Here is a 17,699-nt window from a genome sequence, read left to right on the forward strand (position 1 = left end):
ACATTTGAACCATTTTCAAAAATTTCTGGAAAATCGCATGGACCGACTGGGCGATATCCGGCTGTTCGTCGAGGCGGCGGAACTGGGCAGCCTGTCCGCCGCCGGGCGCAAGCTGAACCTCACGCCGGCCGCCGCGAGCGCGAGGCTTGCAAAACTCGAGGCGAAGATCGCGACGCGGCTGTTCGAGCGCTCGACGCGGCAATTGCGGCTCACCGACGAAGGCAAGCTGTACCTGAACTGCTGCCGCCAGGCGCTGCAGGCGCTCGACGACGCGGATGCGATGCTGCAGGAAGGCCGCAACGTCGTGAGCGGCAAGGTGCGGCTGTCGTCGACGTCCGATTTCGGCCGCCACCAGTTGCTCGACTGGCTCCACGAATTCACGACGCTGCATCCGGGCGTCACGTTCTCGCTGACGGCGTCCGATTCGTCGTCGAACCTGTGGCAGGACGAGATCGACCTCGCGATCCGCTTCGCCGCGCCGCCCGACGGCGCGCTGATCGCCCGCCGGCTCGCGACCAACCGGCGCGTGCTGTGCGCGGCGCCGTCGTTCGTCGAACGACATGGCCTGCCGGCCGATCCGCACGATCTGGCCCGCTTTCCATGCAACGTGATCACGATCGCATCCGGTCCGATGAACACCTGGCATTTCACGCGCGGCGACGAAGTGCAGATCCACACGGTGCCGGTATCGACCGCGTTCGAGACCAACGACGGCGGCCTCACGCGCGAATGGACGCTGCGCGGCCACGGCATTGCGCTGAAGTCGCTGTGGGACATCGCCGACGACGTCCGCGCGGGCCGGCTGCGCGTGCTGCTGCCCGACTGGCGGCACCAGGACGCGCCGCTGCACGCGATCTATCACAGCAAGCGCTACATGGCGCCGCGCGTGCGCGTGCTGCTCGACTTTCTCGCCGAGCGCTTCGCCCGTGAGGAAGCCGCGCTCGACGACCTGCTGAATGCGTGCCATTGATGGCCGCTCCTTGGGGGGTCGGAACCCTGGAGCCGGCGTCGCGCGCCCGCAACCGGGCGGCCGCCCGTCGTGGCACGAAAAGCTATAATGGAAGGCTTTCCCGACGGCCTTTCCTGCCCGATGCGCGCGATTCGCGTGCCGCGCCCGACCGTCCCGATTCACCCTTGACGACGCCCCCAGGTCAACCACTGCGAACGGCGAATCCCCATGACCAAGAAAGTTTACGTAAAGACCTTCGGCTGCCAGATGAACGAGTACGACTCGGACAAGATGGTGGACGTGCTCAATGCGGCCGAAGGCCTCGAAAAGACCGACACGCCGGAAGACGCGGACATCATCCTGTTCAACACGTGCTCGGTGCGCGAGAAGGCGCAGGAGAAGGTGTTCTCCGATCTCGGCCGCGTGCGCGAGCTGAAGGAAGCGAAGCCGGGCCTGCTGATTGGCGTCGGCGGCTGCGTCGCGAGCCAGGAAGGTGCGTCGATCGTGTCGCGCGCACCGTACGTCGACCTCGTGTTCGGCCCGCAAACCTTGCACCGCCTGCCGCAGATGATCGACGCGCGCCGCGCGAGCGGCCGCGCGCAGGTCGACATCACGTTCCCCGAAATCGAGAAGTTCGACCATCTGCCGCCCGCGCGCGTCGAGGGGCCGAGCGCGTTCGTGTCGATCATGGAAGGCTGCTCGAAGTACTGCAGCTACTGCGTGGTGCCGTACACGCGCGGCGATGAAGTGTCGCGCCCGCTCGACGACGTGCTGACCGAAGTGGCCGGCCTCGCCGACCAGGGCGTGCGCGAAGTCACGCTGCTCGGCCAGAACGTGAACGCCTATCGCGGCGTGCTGACGGCCGGTTCGACCGACATCGCCGATTTCGCGACGCTGATCGAATACGTCGCCGACATCCCCGGCATCGAGCGGATCCGCTACACGACGTCGCACCCGAAGGAATTCACGCAGCGCCTGATCGACACGTACGCGAAGGTGCCGAAGCTCGTGAGCCACCTGCACCTGCCGGTCCAGCACGGCTCCGACCGCATCCTGATGGCGATGAAGCGCGGCTACACGGTGCTCGAATACAAGTCGGTGATCCGCAAGCTGCGCGCGATCCGCCCCGACCTGTCGCTGTCGACCGACATGATCGTCGGCTTCCCCGGCGAGACCGAGGACGATTTCGACAAGATGATGGCGCTCGTGCACGAGATGGGCTACGACACCAGCTTCTCGTTCATCTACAGCCCGCGCCCCGGCACGCCGGCCGCGAACCTCGCCGACGACACGCCGCGCGAAGTGAAGCTCAAACGCCTGCAACATCTGCAGGCGACGATCGAGGAGAACGTCGCGCGCATCAGCCAGTCGATGGTGGGGAAGGTCGAGCGAATCCTCGTCGAGGGCCCGTCGCGCAAGGACCCGAACGAGCTCGCGGGCCGCACCGAGAACAACCGCGTGGTGAATTTCCCGGCGCCGCTTGCGTCGCACCCGCGCCTGATCGGCCAGATGATCGACGTGAAGATCAACCATGCGTATCCGCACTCGCTGCGCGGCGAGCTCGTGCTCGTCAGCGACGACGCGAGCACGGCCACCCACTGACCGACTGACGCCCGACAGGAGCCCGACGCTACTTTGAAGACCGTCCAAGCACTGGAATTCACCGCCCCGCGCGATGACAACGCGCGCCTCGCCAACCTCTGCGGCCCGCTCGACGAGAACCTGCGGCAGATCGAACAGGCGCTCGACGTCACGCTCGCGCGACGCGGCCACCGGATCACGATCCGCGGGCGCGGCGCCAAGCTCGCGCTCGCGGCGCTCGAAAACTTCTACAACCGCGCGCGCGATCCGCTGTCGGTCGACGACATCCAGCTCGCGCTGGTCGAAGTGCGCCATACGGCCGGCAACGGCCGCCAGGACACGGTCGACGTGCGCTTTCGCGGCGATCCCGATCATCCGTTCGACGAACCCGTCGCGCAGCTCGACGCCAGCGAGCCGGAGGAAGAGCCGGGGCCGAAGCTCTATACGCGGCGCGCCGACCTGCGCGGCCGCACGCCCGCCCAGCGCGAATACCTGAAGCAGATCCTGCAGCACGACGTGACGTTCGGCATCGGGCCGGCCGGCACCGGCAAGACCTACCTCGCGGTCGCGTGCGCAGTCGATGCGCTCGAGCGCGACCAGGTCAAGCGGATCGTGCTGACGCGCCCGGCCGTCGAGGCCGGCGAGCGGCTCGGCTTCCTGCCGGGCGATCTCGCGCAGAAGGTCGACCCGTACCTGCGGCCGCTGTACGACGCGCTGTACGACCTGCTCGGCTTCGACAAGACGGCCAAGATGTTCGAGCGTCAGATGATCGAGATCGCGCCGCTCGCGTACATGCGCGGCCGCACGCTGAACCACGCGTTCATCATCCTCGACGAGGCGCAGAACACGACGCCCGAGCAGATGAAGATGTTCCTCACGCGGATCGGCTTCGGCTCGAAGGCGGTCGTGACCGGCGACACGAGCCAGGTCGACCTGCCGCGCGGCCACAAGAGCGGCCTCGTCGAGGCGCAGCAGGTACTCGGCGGCGTGCGCGGCATCGCGCTCACGCGCTTCACGAGCGCGGACGTGGTGCGCCATCCGCTCGTCGCGCGCATCGTCGAGGCGTACGACGAATTCCACGCGCAGCACCAGGACGGCTGAGCGGCGGCGCCTGCGCGCTGCCCCGGCCCGGCCCGCCAGACGGCGCGCCGGGCTTTTTTCCGCCCGTACGCAGCCGGTCCGAATTCGGGCGCGATCGGCCGTTTGGTGTATCCTCAACGCGTCCCAATCGCCGTACGCGTCATGAAATCCTCCCGTTCCCGCAAGTCCGGCCGCGCCCCGTCCGCCGCGCCCGAATCCCCCGCCTTTCGCTGTTCGACGCGAAGGGCAAAGCCCGCACCGTCAACGCGCAAGGGCTGCGGATCGACTTCCCGGACGGCCGCAGCCTGATGTTCGACCTGTCGGGCAGCTCGGGCGACGCGGCCGTCGCGATCGTCGCGCAGCACAACGATCCGGCGATGCGCGCGAAGCTCGCGCTGCAGCCCGAGCACTACGACAGCGTGACGCTGCACGTCGGCGCCGAGTTCGCGCCGCGCGAGGACGACCCCGAAGACGAGCCGCGCGCGCTGGAGCTCGACCTGTCCGTGCAGTACGGCGACGAGATCACGAGCGACGTGCGCAAGACGCTGCCGAAGCGCAAGCTGATCGCCGAGTGGATCGAGCCGGCGCTGTTCGCGAGCGCGCAGCTCACCGTGCGCTTCGTCGGCGAAAACGAAGGCCGGACGCTGAATGCCGGCTACCGCCACAAGGACTATCCGACCAACGTGCTGACCTTCGCGTACGACGCGGCGCCCGACGGCACCGTGATCGGCGACCTCGTGCTGTGCTGCCCGGTGGTCGAGAAGGAAGCGCACGACCAGGGCAAGCCGCTCGCGGCCCATTACGCGCACCTGCTGGTGCACGGCGCGCTGCACGCGCAGGGCTACGACCACGAGACGAGCGACGAGGACGCGGCCGAAATGGAAGCGCTCGAAGTCGACATCCTCGCGAAACTGGGTTTCCCGAACCCGTACCAGTAAGCCGTCCGCCCGATGCGTAACGCCGCGATGCTGCCGCCCGCCTACCCGCCGTCGATCGGCGAAGGCCGTCTGCTGACGGAAGACGAGCTCGCGGCGTCGCTCGCGCATACGATGCGCGACTGGGACGGCCAGCAGGATCTCTGGCTGTTCGGCTATGGCTCGCTGATCTGGAACCCCGGCCTGCCGACCGTCGCCGCCGTGCGCGGCAAGGTGCACGGCTATCACCGCGGGCTCTACCTGTGGTCGCGCGTGAACCGCGGCACCCCCGAACGGCCGGGCCTCGTGCTCGCGCTCGATCGCGGCGGCTCGTGCTCGGGCATCGCATTCCGGCTCTCCGGCCCGACCGCGCAGCCGCATCTCGAGACATTGTGGAAACGCGAGATGCCGATGGGCTCGTACCGGCCTGCGTGGCTGCCGTGCTCGCTCGAGACCGGCGAACGCGTGAACGCGCTCGCGTTCGTGATGCGCCGCGACGCACCGACCTATACGGGCAAGCTGCCCGACCCCGTCGTGAAGGAAGTGTTCGGCTGCGCGGCCGGCCGCTACGGCACGACGCTCGACTACGTGAGCCGCACGGTCGACGCGCTGCGCGCGAGCGGCATCCCCGATCGCGCGCTGGAAGGGCTGCTGGCGCGATGCCGCTGATCCCGCTGATCCCGCACGACGCGCGGCCCGCCGCCATGCGACACCGCTCAGCCAGCGCATCCCGCGCATCCGCACGAGGACACACCCGATGAAACCGTCACGCTGGTCGCGTTGCAGGATCGCCGCGCTGCTCGTCGCCGCGAGCGTCGCGCTGTCCGGCTGCGGCATACTCGGCTGCGGCGGCGCAGCCACCAACGGCGCGGCCGCCGGCGGCTGCTCGGCCGGCATGCGATTCTGAGCGGCGCGCCGGCGGCGCCCGCCTGCGGCAGAATGCCGCCGTCACGGCCGATTTCCCGCGTCGGGCCGCGCCGCGCTTCCCGCCAGCGTTTTTTGGCCGCCACGCCCCGCCGACCCTTTCTGCGATAGGATGGACCCGAAGACGACGCCGCGCCCGGCGCGGCCGTCCGCGAGCGGGGCCCGCGCGAGCCGCCCATCCTGGCCGTGCGGCCGGGGTGACACGGTCGCGTCGTGCCCTTGGTGTATCCTTGCCTACTCCGTGACCGCGCGCTCCGGCATGACCCGGGCGCACCACCATGAACGATTCGTATCCCAGTCGTAAGCCAACCGACAAACCGCAAGAAAAGCGCTCGCTGCTCGAGCGCCTGACCGACTTCATCTCGCCCGAGCCCGAATCCCGCGGCGAGCTGCTGGAAATCCTCCAGGACGCCCACGAACGCAACCTGATCGACGCCGATTCGCTGTCGATGATCGAAGGCGTGTTCCAGGTCTCCGATCTGTGCGCGCGCGACATCATGGTGCCGCGCGCGCAGATGGACGCGATCAACATCGCCGACAAGCCCGAGGATTTCATCCCGTTCGTCCTCGAAAAGGCGCACTCGCGCTATCCCGTGTTCGAGGAGAACCGCGACAACGTGATCGGCGTGCTGCTCGCGAAGGATCTGCTGCGCTTCTACGCCGAGGAAGAGTTCGACGTGCGCGGGATGCTGCGCCCGGCCGTGTTCATTCCGGAATCGAAGCGCCTGAACGTGCTGCTGCACGACTTCCGCGTGAACCGCAACCACCTGGCGATCGTCGTCGACGAATACGGCGGCGTCGCGGGCCTGATCACGATCGAGGACGTGCTCGAACAGATCGTCGGCGACATCGAGGACGAATACGACTTCGACGAGGAAGCCGGCAACATCATCTCGGGGCCGGACGGCCGCTACCGCGTGCGCGCGCTCACCGAGATCGAGCAGTTCAACGAGGTGTTCGGCACCGATTTCCCCGACGACGAAGTCGACACGATCGGCGGGCTGATCACCCATCATTTCGGACGCGTGCCGCATCGCGGCGAGAAGCTGCAGCTCGGCAACCTCGTGTTCGAAATCCAGCGCGGCGATGCGCGCCAGGTTCATGTGCTGCTGGTGCGCCGCAACCCGCTCGCCAGCCGTCGCGCCGAAACCTCGCACGAAGACTGACCGCTCCGCGCCAGCCGCGCCTCCTTCAACCGCTCGCCCTCTTCCGCTTCACATGGACGATCCGATCCCGTCCCGCCCGGCTGGCGGCCTTCTCGCGCCGGCGCCCGGCCGCGCGCTGCCGCGCTGGCACTATCCGGCCGCGCTGCTCGCCGGCGCGGCCAATACGCTCAGCTTCGCGCCCACGCCGCATGGCGGCTGGCTGCAACTCGTCGTATTCGTCTGGTTTTTCGCACAGCTGACGCGCACGTCGAGCTGGCGCGGCGCCGCGCTCACCGGTGGCGCGTTCGGCTTCGGCAACTTCATCACCGGCGTCTGGTGGCTCTACATCAGCATGCACGTGTACGGCGAGATGGCCGCGCCGCTCGCGGGCGGCGCGCTCGTGCTGTTCTCGCTGTACCTGTCGCTGTACCCGGCGTTCTCGGCCGGGCTGTGGTCGTTCTGCGCGGGCCATGCGTGGCACCGCCGCGAGCCCGACCCGCGGCCGTTCTCGCCCACCTGGCACGGCGCGTTTGCATTCGCGAGCGCGTGGGCGCTCGGCGAATGGCTGCGCGGCACCGTGTTCACCGGCTTTCCGTGGCTTGGCAGCGGCTACCCGCAGGTCGACGGCCCGTTCGCGGGCTTTGCGCCGGTCGTCGGCGTGTACGGGATCGCGTGGGTGCTCGCGCTGTTCGCCGCGCTGGTCGTGCAGGCGCTCGCCGCCGCGCGCCCGTCGCCGGGGCGTGACGGCGGTGCCGGCGCACCGCGCGGCAACGCCCGCGTGCGCATCGCCGCGCCGGCCGCCATCGCCGTCGCGCTGGTCGCGGCCGGCGTCGGGCTGTCGCAGGTCACGTGGACCGTGCCTGCGAACACCCCGCTCACCGTGCGGCTGCTGCAGGGCAACGTGAAGCAGGACATCAAGTTCGAGCAGGAAGGCATCGACGCGGCGATCAAGATGTACCAGCAGATGATCGTCGAGAAGCCGGCCGACCTGATCGTCACGCCCGAGACCGCGATCGCGGTGATGATCCAGGAGCTGCCGGAGCCGTTCGCCGTCGCGATCCGCAAGTTCAGCGACACGACCGGTTCGGCCGTGCTGTTCGGCGCGGTCGGCGCGTCGGTGACCGAGGACGGCCACTACGTCGACTACACGAACAGCCTGTATGGCGTGACGCCGAATTCGCGCGACATCTATCACTACGACAAGCATCACCTCGTGCCCTTCGGCGAATTCATCCCGTGGGGCTTCCGGTGGTTCGTCAACCTGATGAAGATGCCGCTCGGCGACTTCGCGCGCGGCGCGCCGGTGCAGAAGCCGTTCCTCGTGCACAACCAGCCGGTGATGGCCGATATCTGCTACGAGGACTTGTTCGGCGAGGAAATCGCCGCGACGATCCGCGACAACCCGCAGCCGCCCGGCGTGCTCGTCAACGTGACGAACCTCGCGTGGTTCGGCGACACGATCGCGCTCGACCAGCACCTGCAGATCGCGCGGATGCGCTCGCTCGAAACGGGCCGGCCGATGCTGCGCTCGACCAATACCGGGATGACGGCCGCGATCGACGCACACGGGCGCGTACTCGGCCAGTTGAAGCCGTTCACGATCGGCTCGCTCGACGTGCGGATCGAAGGCACGAGCGGCTTCACGCCGTACGTGACGAGCGGCAACAACATCGTGCTCGCGGTGTCGCTGGTGCTGCTCGCGTTCGGCTTCACGTTCGGGCCCGGGCTGCGCCGGCGCAATGGCCGGAAGCCCGGCGGCAGCGAAGCGGAATGACGCGACGGGCCGCCGCCGCGCGCGGCGGCCCGTGACCGCGAACCGGCCGGCCGCTCAGGCCTGACGGTCCGATTGGTCCAGTTGGTCCAGTTGGTCCAGTTGGTCCAGTTGCTCCGGCTGCGCGGCGATGCGCCGCAGATCGCGGCTCACTTCCTCCATCACCGGCGCCCACGCGCCGAACGTCGGCTGCCGGTACAACGTCGCGGTCGGATACCACGGGCTGTCCCGGCGCTCGAGCAGCCACGGCCAGTGCGGATTCACGTCGAGCAGCACCCAGGTGCGCGCGCCGAGCGCGCCGGCCAGATGCGCGACCGACGTGCACACGGTGATCACGAGATCCAGCGCGCCGATGAACGCGGCCGTATCGTCGAAGCTCGTCAATTCGGCCGTATGGTCCTCGATCGCGAATCCGGCCGCGCGCGCGGCGGCGACGTCCGCGTCCGCACCCGGCTGCAGCGAATAGAACGTGACGCCGTCGACGCCGCGAAACGCGTCGGCATAGCGCTCGAGCCCGACGCGCCGGAACGGATTGCGCTGGTGGCCCGCACTGCCCGTCCACACGAGCCCGACCTTCAGCCGGCCGTCGCCCGCGAGCCGCGCGCGCCACGCGTCGCGTGCGCCCGGTTCGGCCCGCAGGTACGGCACCGAGGCGGCGAGCGTCGACGCCTCCATGCCGAGCATCAGCGGCAGGCCGATCAGCGGCACTTCGTAATCGAATGCCGGCAACGCATCGATGCCGCCGCCCGCGCCGAACACGTCCGCGTGCGCACCGAGGCTGCGCTGCATCAGCGTGCCGAGCGCCGGAAACGTATTCCACGCGAGCCGGCCGCCCTCGCGATGCACGCGCTCGGCGAGCGGCACGACGAAGCGGCAGAACTGCAGCACGTCGCCGAGCCCCTGCTCGCCCCACACCAGCAGCGTCTTGCCGGCGAGCGGCTCGCCCTGCCAGCGCGGGCCCGGCAGCGCCGGCCGGCGGCCGCGCAACTCGCCCGCGCCATCCCAGCGCGCCTCGTGGCCGCGCCAGCCGGCCGCGTGGTTGCCGCGCACGAGCTGGATGATCGCGAGATTGAAGCGGAACGACGCATCGTCGGGCGCCAGCTCGCATGCGCGCGCCGCATGGCGCTCGGCCTCGTCCCAGCGCTGCGCCTCCTTCATCGCCATCGCGACGTTGTTCATCGCGAGCGCGTTGTCGGGCGCGAGGTCGGCGAGCCGCTCGGCGCACGCGAGCGCAGCGTCCAGATCGTGCGTCGCGATCCGCGCGACGACGAGGTTGATCCACGCCTGCACGTCCCGCGGATCGTGCTTCACGGCCGCGTCGAGCAGCGCGATTTCTTCCGCGCGATCCGCGCCCGACAAGCGCAGCGCGATCGCGAGGTTGTTGCGCAGCGACGGCCAGCCGGCATCGATCGCGAGCGCCGCGCGGTACGGCGCGACCGCATCCGCGTGACGGCCGGCCATCTGCAGCGCGTAACCGTGGTTGAAGTGCGTGGCCGCGCCCGGCTGCACGCGCACCGCGCATTCGGCGAGCGCGAGCGCGTCGGCCGTGCGCTGCCGCGCGACGAGCGCCGTCGTGAGCCGCACCAGCGCATCGGCATCGACCGCATGCAGATGGGCGGCAGCGGCCAACCACAGATCGTGCGCGGCGCGCTCGCCGCGCGCCTGCGCGTCGGCGGCCTGCCCGAGCAGTGCGAGTAACGGCGGAAGCAGCGGAATCAGGATGTCGTTCGGGTCGTCCATGCAGTCGGCGTCGGCAAGCGGTGACGCGGCACGCGTGGCGCGCCGCAATACGCGCATCTTACCGCCCGCGCGACGCGCCGCGGCATGGGCGCCGCGCACGTGCGCGCAGGCCGCCGGACCGGTGCGGCGGTGCGCGCATCCGCCTTCCGGCCGCATCCGGTCGCCGATCCGGTAAAATTACGCGTTTCAGCACACTAACAAGCCGCGCCGCCGCGCGAGCCGACCCTCCGGGCCCGCCCGGAGCGCCGTCCGCAACGGAGCGCCAGCGCCACGAAGGCTCTTCATGCTTACGTTTCAGCAAATCATCCTGACGCTGCAGTCCTACTGGGACAAGCAGGGTTGCGCCCTGCTCCAGCCCATCGACATGGAAGTCGGCGCGGGCACGTCGCACGTCCATACGTTCCTGCGCGCGGTCGGCCCCGAGCCGTGGCGCGCCGCGTACGTGCAGCCGTCGCGCCGCCCGAAGGACGGCCGCTACGGCGAAAACCCGAACCGCCTGCAGCACTACTACCAGTACCAGGTCGTGCTCAAGCCGGCGCCGGAAAACATCCTCGACCTGTACCTCGGCTCGCTCGAGGCGCTCGGCTTCGACCTGAAGCAGAACGACGTGCGCTTCGTCGAGGACGACTGGGAAAACCCGACGCTCGGCGCGTGGGGCCTCGGCTGGGAAGTGTGGCTGAACGGGATGGAAGTCACGCAGTTCACGTATTTCCAGGAAGTCGGCGGCCTCGAATGCAAGCCGGTGCTCGGCGAGATCACGTACGGCCTTGAGCGCCTCGCGATGTACCTGCAGAAGGTCGAGAACGTGTACGACCTCGTGTGGACCGAGTGGGAAGAGCAAGGCCCGAACGGCCCCGAGCTGCGCCGCCTGTCGTATGGCGACGTGTACCACCAGAACGAGGTCGAGCAGTCGACCTACAACTTCGAGCACGCGAACGTCGACCTGCTGTTCACGTTCTTCAACAGCTACGAAGCGGAAGCGAAGAAGATGATCGACGCGCAGCTCGCGCTGCCCGCGTACGAGCTCGTGCTGAAGGCCGGCCATACGTTCAACCTGCTCGACGCGCGCGGCGCGATCTCGGTCACCGAGCGGGCGGCGTACATCGGCCGCATCCGCGCGCTGTCGCGTCTCGTCGCGCAGGCTTACTACGACTCGCGCGAGAAGCTCGGCTTCCCGATGCTCGGCAACCCGCCGGGCGTGCCGGGCCTCACCACCGACGCCCAGGACGCCGCGCAGCCGGCATGGGCGCCGCCGCTCAAGGTCGAACGCAAGATCGATCAGGACTGACGAGACGAGATTCAATCCAACCATGACGCACAATCATCCCGCCCCCTGCTCGTCGAACTGCTGACCGAAGAGCTGCCGCCGAAGGCCCTCGCGCGCCTTGGCGACGCATTCGCCGAAGGCATCGCGCAACGCCTCGCGGCGCGCGACCTCATCGAAGGCGAACTCGTGTTCGAGCGCTACGCCACGCCGCGCCGCCTCGCGGTCGTCGTGCAGAACGTGCGCGCCGTCGCGCCTGACAAACAGGTCCGCGAAAAGGTCCTGCCCGTGTCGGTCGCGCTCGACGCCGAAGGCAAGCCGACGGCCCCGCTCGCGAAGAAGCTCGCGGCGCTCGGCCACCCGAATGCGTCGATCGCCGATCTCGAGCGTGCGCAGGACGGCAAGGCCGAAGCGTTCTTCATCAACTACTCGGCGGCCGGCGCCACGCTCGCCGACGGCCTGCAGGCCGCGCTCGACGAAGCGCTCGCGAAGCTGCCGATCCCGAAATTCATGACGTACCAGCGCCCGGACGGCTCGGACGTGAAGTTCGTGCGCCCCGTGCATCGCCTGACGGTGCTGCACGACGATCGCGTCGTGCCCGTCACCGCGTTCGGCGTCGATGCCGGCGACACGACGCTCGGCCACCGCTTCCTCTCCGACGGCCTGGTCGCGATCCAGCATGCCCGCGCGTATGCCGACACGCTGCGCGACAAGGGCCGCGTGATCGCGCACTTCGCCGATCGCCGCGAAACGATCCGCACGCAGCTGAACGAACATGCGAACGGCGACACGGTCGTGATGCCCGAGTCGCTGCTCGACGAAGTCACGTCGCTGGTCGAATGGCCGGTCGTCTACCCGTGCCGCTTCGAGGACGAATTCCTGCAGGTGCCGCAGGAATGCCTGATCCTCACGATGCAGACGAACCAGAAGTATTTCGCGCTGACCGACGTCGCCGGCAAGCTGCGCTCGCGCTTCCTGATCGTGTCGAACATCGAGACGAAGACGCCGGGCGAGATCATCGAAGGCAACGAGCGCGTCGTGCGCCCGCGCCTCGCCGATGCGAAGTTCTTCTTCGAGCAGGACAAGAAGAAGCCGCTCGCCGACCGCGTGCCGCAGCTCGCGAACGTCGTCTATCACAACAAGCTCGGTTCGGCGCTCGCGCGCGTCGAGCGCCTCGAGGCGCTGGCCGGCGAGATCGCCCCGGCGATCGGCGCCGACACCGCGCACGCGAAGCGCGCCGCGCGTCTCGCGAAGGCCGACCTGCTGACCGACATGGTCGGCGAGTTCCCGGAACTGCAGGGCACGATGGGCACGTACTACGCGCGCCACGACGGCGAAGCCGACGACGTCGCGCTCGCATGCGCCGAGCACTACCAGCCGCGCTTCTCCGGCGACGCACTGCCGACGACGCCGGTGTCGACCGCCGTCGCGCTCGCGGACAAGCTCGAAACGATCGTCGGCATCTGGGGCATCGGCCTCGCGCCGACCGGCGAGAAGGACCCGTTCGCGCTGCGCCGTCACGCGCTCGGCGTGCTGCGCCTGCTGCTCGAAAAGCAGCTGCCACTCGATCTCGTGTCGCTGCTGCGCACGGCCCACGCACGCTTTGCCGGCGTGCCGGGCGTCGCCGAGTCGACGGACGCGATCTTCGCGTTCTTCATGGATCGCCTGCGCGGCCTGCTGCGCGAGCGCGGCTATTCGGCCGGTGAAATCGACGCGGTGCTGAGCCTGAACCCGACGCGCATCGACGATCTCGTCGCGCGCCTCGACGCGGTGCGCGAATTCACGCGCCTCGCGGAAGCCGAAGCACTCGCGGCCGCGAACAAGCGGATCTCGAACATCCTGAAGAAGTCGGAAGGCGGCGCGAACGGCGCGGTACAGCCGACGCTGCTCGTCGAGGCCGCCGAGAAGGCGCTGCACGAACAGCTCGCGGCCGTCACGCCGCACGTGCAATCGCAACTCGAGGCGCGTGCGTACACGGGCGCGCTGTCGGCGCTCGCCGCGCTGCGCGCGCCGGTCGACACGTTCTTCAACGACGTGATGGTCAACGCGGAAGATCCGGCCCTGCGCGCGAACCGTCTCGCGCTGCTGTCCGCGCTGCACCAGCAGATGAACTGCGTCGCCGACATCTCGAAGCTCGCCGCATAAGGGCCGCACGATGCCGACCAGCCCCAACCGAAAGCTCGTCGTCCTCGACCGGGACGGCGTGATCAACGTCGATTCGGATGCGTTCATCAAGACGCCCGACGAATGGATCGCGCTGCCCGGCAGCTTCGAGGCGATCGCCCGGCTCAACCACGCGGGCTACCGCGTGGTCGTCGCGACCAACCAGTCCGGCATCGGTCGCGGGCTGTTCGACATGGCCGCGCTCAACGAGATGCACCTGAAAATGCATCGCGCGGCGGCCGCGGTCGGCGCGCGCATCGACGCGGTGTTCTTCTGCCCGCACACGGCCGAGGATCACTGCGACTGCCGCAAGCCGAAACCGGGCATGATGCAGATGATCGCCGAACGCTTCGAGATCGATCCCGATCACACGCCGGTCGTCGGCGATTCGCTGCGCGACCTGCTGGCCGGCGTCGCGGTCGGCTTCCAGCCGCACCTCGTGCTGACCGGCAAGGGCAAGAAGACGCTCGCCGCAGGCAATCTGCCGGACGGCACGAAGGTCCACGACGATCTGCGCGCGTTTGCGCTCGATTTTCTTTCACACGAACACGAGTGATGCGGCTGCCGCGCGCATCCTCCCCAACGCCAGACTCACGCCGATGCGCTTCGTCCGCTCCCTGCTGCTGCTGATCTACTTCATCCTGTACACGGTGCCCTACGCCACCGCGTGTTTCATCGCGTTCCCGTTCATGCGCCCCGACGCGCGCTACTGGATGGCGGCCGGCTGGTGCAAGTCGACGCTGTGGGTCGTGCGCTGGCTGAACGGCATCCGCTACCGGATCGAAGGGTTCGAGAACCTGCCCGACGGCCCGGCCGTGCTGCTGTCGAAGCACCAGTCCGCGTGGGAGACGCTCGCGTTTCCGGCGCTGATGCCCAAGCCGCTGTGCTATGTGTTCAAGCGCGAGCTGCTGTACGTGCCGTTCTTCGGCTGGGCGCTCGGGCTGCTGCACATGGTCAACATCAACCGCAAGGAAGGCAAGAACGCGTTCGCGTCGGTGATCCGCCAGGGCAAGAAGCGCCTGTCGGAAGGCGCATGGATGATCATGTTCCCCGAAGGCACGCGCACGCCGGTCGGCAAGCAGGGCAAATACAAGACGGGCGGCGCGCGCTTCGCGATCGAAACCGGCACGCCGGTCGTGCCGATCGCGCACAATGCAGGTCGTGTGTGGCCGCGCAACTCGTTCACGAAATTCCCGGGCGTCGTCACGGTGTCGATCGGCAAGCCGATCGCGAGCGAAGGACTGACGCCCGACGCATTGAACTCGCAGGTCGAAGCGTGGATCGAAGCGGAAATGCGCCGCATCGATCCCGATGCGTATCGTCAGGCGGGCAACGCCGGCACCCGCGATGCCGCGCGCGCCTGACGCCCCGGATTGCAGCCGTTGCGTACGACAAAAAGAAGCGAACTGATGAAACAGCGTCCGCGGCCACGGCCTGCCGTCGTGGCCCTCGATCATCGCCAGATGGATCTGCCGCTCTTCGACGGGCCGGCCGCTGCGCCGTCGGCGCCTGCCGCCCCGCCGGCACCGCCCGAAGCCGCCCCCGCCGCGCCGCTCGATCCGGGCCGGGCGCCCGATCGCTCGCGCGTGCGCACGTTCGCGCTCGACAGCCGCGTGCTCGAATACCGGCTGAAGCGCTCCGCGCGCCGCACGATCGGCTTCACGATCGACGGCAGCGGGTTGTCGATCACCGCGCCGCGCTGGGTCACGCTCGCCGATATCGAAGCGGCGATCGCCGAGAAACAACGCTGGATCTTCGCGAAGCTCGCGGAGTGGAAGACGCGCACCGAGCAGCGCGCGCTGCCGCAAATCGACTGGCGCGACGGCGCGCAGCTGCCGTATCTCGGCAAGACGGTGACGATCGCGCTCGGCGCGGGCGCCGTCGCGTTCGACGCCGATGCGCTGCGGCTGTCGCTGCCGCTGCCCGTGCAGGCCGACATGCAGCAGATCAAGGATCGCGTGCAGGGCTGGCTGCAGGGCGAAGCGAAACGCATCTTCGGCGAACGCCTCGTGGTCTACGCGGAAAAGCTCGGCGTCACGTATTCGATGTATGCGCTGTCGTCGGCCGCGACGCGCTGGGGCAGCTGCTCGAGCGACGGCAAGATCCGCCTGAACTGGCGGCTGATTCATTTCCCGATGTCGATCATCGACTACGTCGTCGCGCACGAGCTTTCGCACCTGCGCGAGATGAACCACAGCCCGGCCTTCTGGCAGACCGTCGAATCGATCTTCCCCGAGTTCCGCGAAGCGCGGCACACGCTCAAGCATCACCCGCCCGAGCTGCTGCCGTCGCTTTGACGCGCACGGCTTCGGCGCCAACGAAAAAGGGCGATGCGGATTACCCCGCATCGCCCTTTTTCGCTGCCGCGGCGCACGTCGCACGCCGCGGCCCGGTTCGTCCGGCACTTACTTCTTCTGGATGAACTCGATCTTGTAGCCGTCCGGATCCTCGACGAACGCGATCACGGTCGTGCCGTGCTTCATCGGGCCCGCTTCGCGCGTGACCTTGCCGCCTTGCGCCTTGATCTTCTCGCAGGCCGCGTACGCATCGTCGACCGCCACCGCCAGATGGCCGAAGCCGTTGCCGAGATCGTAGGACGGCGTCTCCCAGTTGTGGGTCAGCTCGATCACGGTGCCCGTGCTCTCGTCTTCGTAGCCGACGAACGCGAGCGTGAACTTGCCTTCCGGATAATCCTCGCGGCGCAGCAGCTTCATGCCGAGCAATTCGGTATAGAACTTGATCGAGCGGTCGAGATCGCCGACTCGCAGCATCGTATGCAGCAAACGCATGTGTTGTACTCCTGTGGGGACTTTCCAGAACCGGAAATTCTACCGGAGTCGGGTGAAATTCGCCGGGGGCGCCTAGCCGGGGGCGCCTAGCCGGGGGCGCCCAGCCGGGGCGGCCCGGGCGGCGCATCGGTTGAACCGCGCGAACGCAGCGGCGGAAACGCCACGACCCGGCTCGCCCGATCACCGCGCCGATCAGGTAACATCCCTCCACTTCGCACCAAAAGCGGGCATGCGAGCCGCCGCCCGACCGCGACCACCCTCTTTCGTTGCCGCCACACTGCCGTGCGAAACCGCCGATTCGAGCGCGCCGGACGCGCCGCCCGCCCTACCTCGTTGCCGCCATGCCCGCCCGAGGCGCGCCGATGACCGCGCTTGCCGCCGCCCCCGTGCGCCGCGCCCTCGATACACGCGCCGTCGGCCTGATGTTGCTGCTGTGCGCGATCTGGGGCTTCCAGCAGGTCGCGATCAAAAGCACGAATGCCGCGATTGCGCCGATGTTCCAGGCCGGGCTGCGCTCGGCGATCGCCGCGCTGCTGCTATGGGGCTGGGCGCGCTCGCGCGGCACGCCGCTGTTTCAGGCGGACGGCACGTTCGGTGCGGGGCTCGCGGCCGGTGCGCTGTTCGCCGGCGAATTCATCTGCGTGTTCTTCGGGTTGACGCTGACGAGCGCGTCGCACATGGCGATCTTCCTGTACACGGCGCCGTGCTTCACCGCGCTCGGCCTGCACCTGTTCGCACCGGGCGAGCGGCTGCAGCGCGCGCAATGGGCCGGCGTCGGCCTCGCATTCGCCGGCATCGCGCTCGCGTTCGCGGACGGCTTCCTGAAGCCGCGCATGCCCGGCGCATCCGTGCTCGCCGGGCTCGCCGGCGACGCGCTCGGCATTCTCGGCGGTGCGATGTGGGCCGCGACGACGGTCGTCGTGCGCGCGACGGCGCTCGCGCGGGCCAGCGCGAGCAAGACGCTGTTCTACCAGCTCGCGGTATCGGCGCTCGTACTGGTCGCGCTCGCCGCGCTGTGCGGCCAGATGTCGTTCGCGCAGGTTACGCCGCTCGCGCTGGCGAGCCTCGCGTACCAGTCGGTGATCGTCGCGTTCGTCAGCTACCTGTCGTGGTTCTGGCTGCTGACGCGCTACAGCGCGTCCCGGCTGTCCGTCTTCACGTTCCTGTCGCCGCTGTTCGGCGTCGCGTTCGGCGTGCTGCTGCTCGGCGAATCGGTCGGCTGGCGCTTCATGTCGGCGGCCGCGCTCGTGCTGATCGGCATCGCGCTCGTCAACGCGCCGCCGCGCCGGCGGGCGTGACGGCCGGCGCAACACGCGCAGGCAATAAAAAAGGCTGCCGGTCGGGCAGCCCTCTTCGATACAACGGTGGCGGGCTCGCGC

Annotated in this window: 15 protein-coding genes and 1 pseudogene; 14 read left to right on the forward strand and 2 right to left on the reverse strand. The window is 68.8% G+C overall.

The window, feature by feature from the left end:
- Positions 1 to 37 precede the first annotated feature (37 nt).
- The 8 genes and pseudogenes from SY91_RS00070 (at position 38) to lnt (ending at position 8,367) form a co-directional block, all read left to right on the forward strand.
- A complete protein-coding gene (locus SY91_RS00070; RefSeq protein ID WP_006477876.1) occupies positions 38 to 970 on the forward strand; it encodes a LysR family transcriptional regulator in 933 nt (310 codons plus the stop codon).
- A 207-nt stretch (positions 971 to 1,177) separates the two neighbouring features.
- A complete protein-coding gene (miaB, locus tag SY91_RS00075) occupies positions 1,178 to 2,551 on the forward strand; it encodes a tRNA (N6-isopentenyl adenosine(37)-C2)-methylthiotransferase MiaB (protein WP_185920992.1) in 1,374 nt (457 codons plus the stop codon).
- Between the two features lie 33 nt (positions 2,552 to 2,584).
- Positions 2,585 to 3,631: a PhoH family protein gene (locus SY91_RS00080; RefSeq protein WP_006477874.1), complete on the forward strand. Its 1,047-nt coding sequence runs from the start codon at positions 2,585 to 2,587 to the stop codon at positions 3,629 to 3,631.
- A 141-nt stretch (positions 3,632 to 3,772) separates the two neighbouring features.
- Positions 3,773 to 4,548 (forward strand): annotated as a pseudogene (ybeY, locus tag SY91_RS00085) (rRNA maturation RNase YbeY).
- A gap of 12 nt (positions 4,549 to 4,560) precedes the next feature.
- Entirely contained in the window at positions 4,561 to 5,193 is a 633-nt protein-coding gene (locus SY91_RS00090; protein WP_011546161.1) for a gamma-glutamylcyclotransferase, read from the forward strand.
- Between the two features lie 88 nt (positions 5,194 to 5,281).
- Entirely contained in the window at positions 5,282 to 5,431 is a 150-nt protein-coding gene (locus SY91_RS00095; RefSeq protein ID WP_171984331.1) for a hypothetical protein, read from the forward strand.
- A gap of 295 nt (positions 5,432 to 5,726) precedes the next feature.
- Positions 5,727 to 6,614 (forward strand): HlyC/CorC family transporter, encoded by an 888-nt coding sequence (locus SY91_RS00100; protein WP_006477871.1) that lies wholly within the window; start codon positions 5,727 to 5,729, stop codon positions 6,612 to 6,614.
- A 52-nt stretch (positions 6,615 to 6,666) separates the two neighbouring features.
- The gene (lnt, locus tag SY91_RS00105; RefSeq protein ID WP_034174412.1) at positions 6,667 to 8,367 is read left to right on the forward strand and encodes an apolipoprotein N-acyltransferase; all 1,701 of its coding nucleotides are present in this window, start codon (positions 6,667 to 6,669) and stop codon (positions 8,365 to 8,367) included.
- Positions 8,368 to 8,421: 54 nt separating this feature from the next.
- Here lnt and SY91_RS00110 read toward each other — a convergent pair whose 3' ends face one another.
- Positions 8,422 to 10,104, reverse strand: a complete 1,683-nt coding sequence (locus SY91_RS00110) for a hypothetical protein (RefSeq protein WP_185920993.1) — start codon at positions 10,102 to 10,104, stop codon at positions 8,422 to 8,424.
- A gap of 283 nt (positions 10,105 to 10,387) precedes the next feature.
- Between SY91_RS00110 and glyQ the strand changes: the two genes are divergently transcribed.
- The 5 genes from glyQ to SY91_RS00135 are packed head-to-tail and all read left to right on the forward strand — an operon-like array spanning position 10,388 to position 15,828.
- Entirely contained in the window at positions 10,388 to 11,392 is a 1,005-nt protein-coding gene (gene glyQ, locus SY91_RS00115; protein WP_006477868.1) for a glycine--tRNA ligase subunit alpha, read from the forward strand.
- A 9-nt stretch (positions 11,393 to 11,401) separates the two neighbouring features.
- The gene (gene glyS, locus SY91_RS00120; RefSeq protein WP_409557526.1) at positions 11,402 to 13,513 is read left to right on the forward strand and encodes a glycine--tRNA ligase subunit beta; all 2,112 of its coding nucleotides are present in this window, start codon (positions 11,402 to 11,404) and stop codon (positions 13,511 to 13,513) included.
- A 10-nt stretch (positions 13,514 to 13,523) separates the two neighbouring features.
- Positions 13,524 to 14,087 carry a D-glycero-beta-D-manno-heptose 1,7-bisphosphate 7-phosphatase gene (gene gmhB / locus SY91_RS00125; RefSeq protein ID WP_023477426.1) on the forward strand — a complete coding sequence of 188 codons (564 nt, stop codon included), beginning with the start codon at positions 13,524 to 13,526 and terminating at the stop codon, positions 14,085 to 14,087.
- Positions 14,088 to 14,130: 43 nt separating this feature from the next.
- A complete protein-coding gene (locus SY91_RS00130) occupies positions 14,131 to 14,895 on the forward strand; it encodes a lysophospholipid acyltransferase family protein (RefSeq protein WP_006477865.1) in 765 nt (254 codons plus the stop codon).
- A 45-nt stretch (positions 14,896 to 14,940) separates the two neighbouring features.
- Positions 14,941 to 15,828 (forward strand): M48 family metallopeptidase, encoded by an 888-nt coding sequence (locus SY91_RS00135; RefSeq protein WP_006477864.1) that lies wholly within the window; start codon positions 14,941 to 14,943, stop codon positions 15,826 to 15,828.
- Positions 15,829 to 15,936: 108 nt separating this feature from the next.
- On the opposite strand, the gene gloA is transcribed toward SY91_RS00135, so the two are convergent.
- Positions 15,937 to 16,320 carry a lactoylglutathione lyase gene (gene gloA / locus SY91_RS00140; RefSeq protein ID WP_006477863.1) on the reverse strand — a complete coding sequence of 128 codons (384 nt, stop codon included), beginning with the start codon at positions 16,318 to 16,320 and terminating at the stop codon, positions 15,937 to 15,939.
- A 362-nt stretch (positions 16,321 to 16,682) separates the two neighbouring features.
- Here gloA and SY91_RS00145 point away from each other — a divergent pair, with 362 nt between their 5' ends.
- On the forward strand, positions 16,683 to 17,618 hold the full coding sequence (locus tag SY91_RS00145) for a DMT family transporter (RefSeq protein ID WP_023477428.1): 936 nt from the start codon (positions 16,683 to 16,685) through the stop codon (positions 17,616 to 17,618).
- Positions 17,619 to 17,699 lie beyond the last annotated feature (81 nt).

It is taken from the genome of Burkholderia cenocepacia (assembly GCF_014211915.1).
GTDB classification, from domain to species: domain Bacteria; phylum Pseudomonadota; class Gammaproteobacteria; order Burkholderiales; family Burkholderiaceae; genus Burkholderia; species Burkholderia orbicola.

Coding starts and splice junctions, on each gene's coding strand:
- SY91_RS00070 (WP_006477876.1), top strand. CDS start 38: ATGGACCGACTGGGCGATATCCGGCTGTTCGTCGAGGCGGCGGAACTG.
- miaB (WP_185920992.1), top strand. CDS start 1,178: ATGACCAAGAAAGTTTACGTAAAGACCTTCGGCTGCCAGATGAACGAG.
- SY91_RS00090 (WP_011546161.1), top strand. CDS start 4,561: ATGCGTAACGCCGCGATGCTGCCGCCCGCCTACCCGCCGTCGATCGGC.
- SY91_RS00095 (WP_171984331.1), top strand. CDS start 5,282: ATGAAACCGTCACGCTGGTCGCGTTGCAGGATCGCCGCGCTGCTCGTC.
- SY91_RS00100 (WP_006477871.1), top strand. CDS start 5,727: ATGAACGATTCGTATCCCAGTCGTAAGCCAACCGACAAACCGCAAGAA.
- lnt (WP_034174412.1), top strand. CDS start 6,667: ATGGACGATCCGATCCCGTCCCGCCCGGCTGGCGGCCTTCTCGCGCCG.
- SY91_RS00110 (WP_185920993.1), bottom strand. CDS start 10,104: ATGGACGACCCGAACGACATCCTGATTCCGCTGCTTCCGCCGTTACTC.
- glyQ (WP_006477868.1), top strand. CDS start 10,388: ATGCTTACGTTTCAGCAAATCATCCTGACGCTGCAGTCCTACTGGGAC.
- gmhB (WP_023477426.1), top strand. CDS start 13,524: ATGCCGACCAGCCCCAACCGAAAGCTCGTCGTCCTCGACCGGGACGGC.
- SY91_RS00130 (WP_006477865.1), top strand. CDS start 14,131: ATGCGCTTCGTCCGCTCCCTGCTGCTGCTGATCTACTTCATCCTGTAC.
- SY91_RS00135 (WP_006477864.1), top strand. CDS start 14,941: ATGAAACAGCGTCCGCGGCCACGGCCTGCCGTCGTGGCCCTCGATCAT.
- gloA (WP_006477863.1), bottom strand. CDS start 16,320: ATGCGTTTGCTGCATACGATGCTGCGAGTCGGCGATCTCGACCGCTCG.
- SY91_RS00145 (WP_023477428.1), top strand. CDS start 16,683: ATGACCGCGCTTGCCGCCGCCCCCGTGCGCCGCGCCCTCGATACACGC.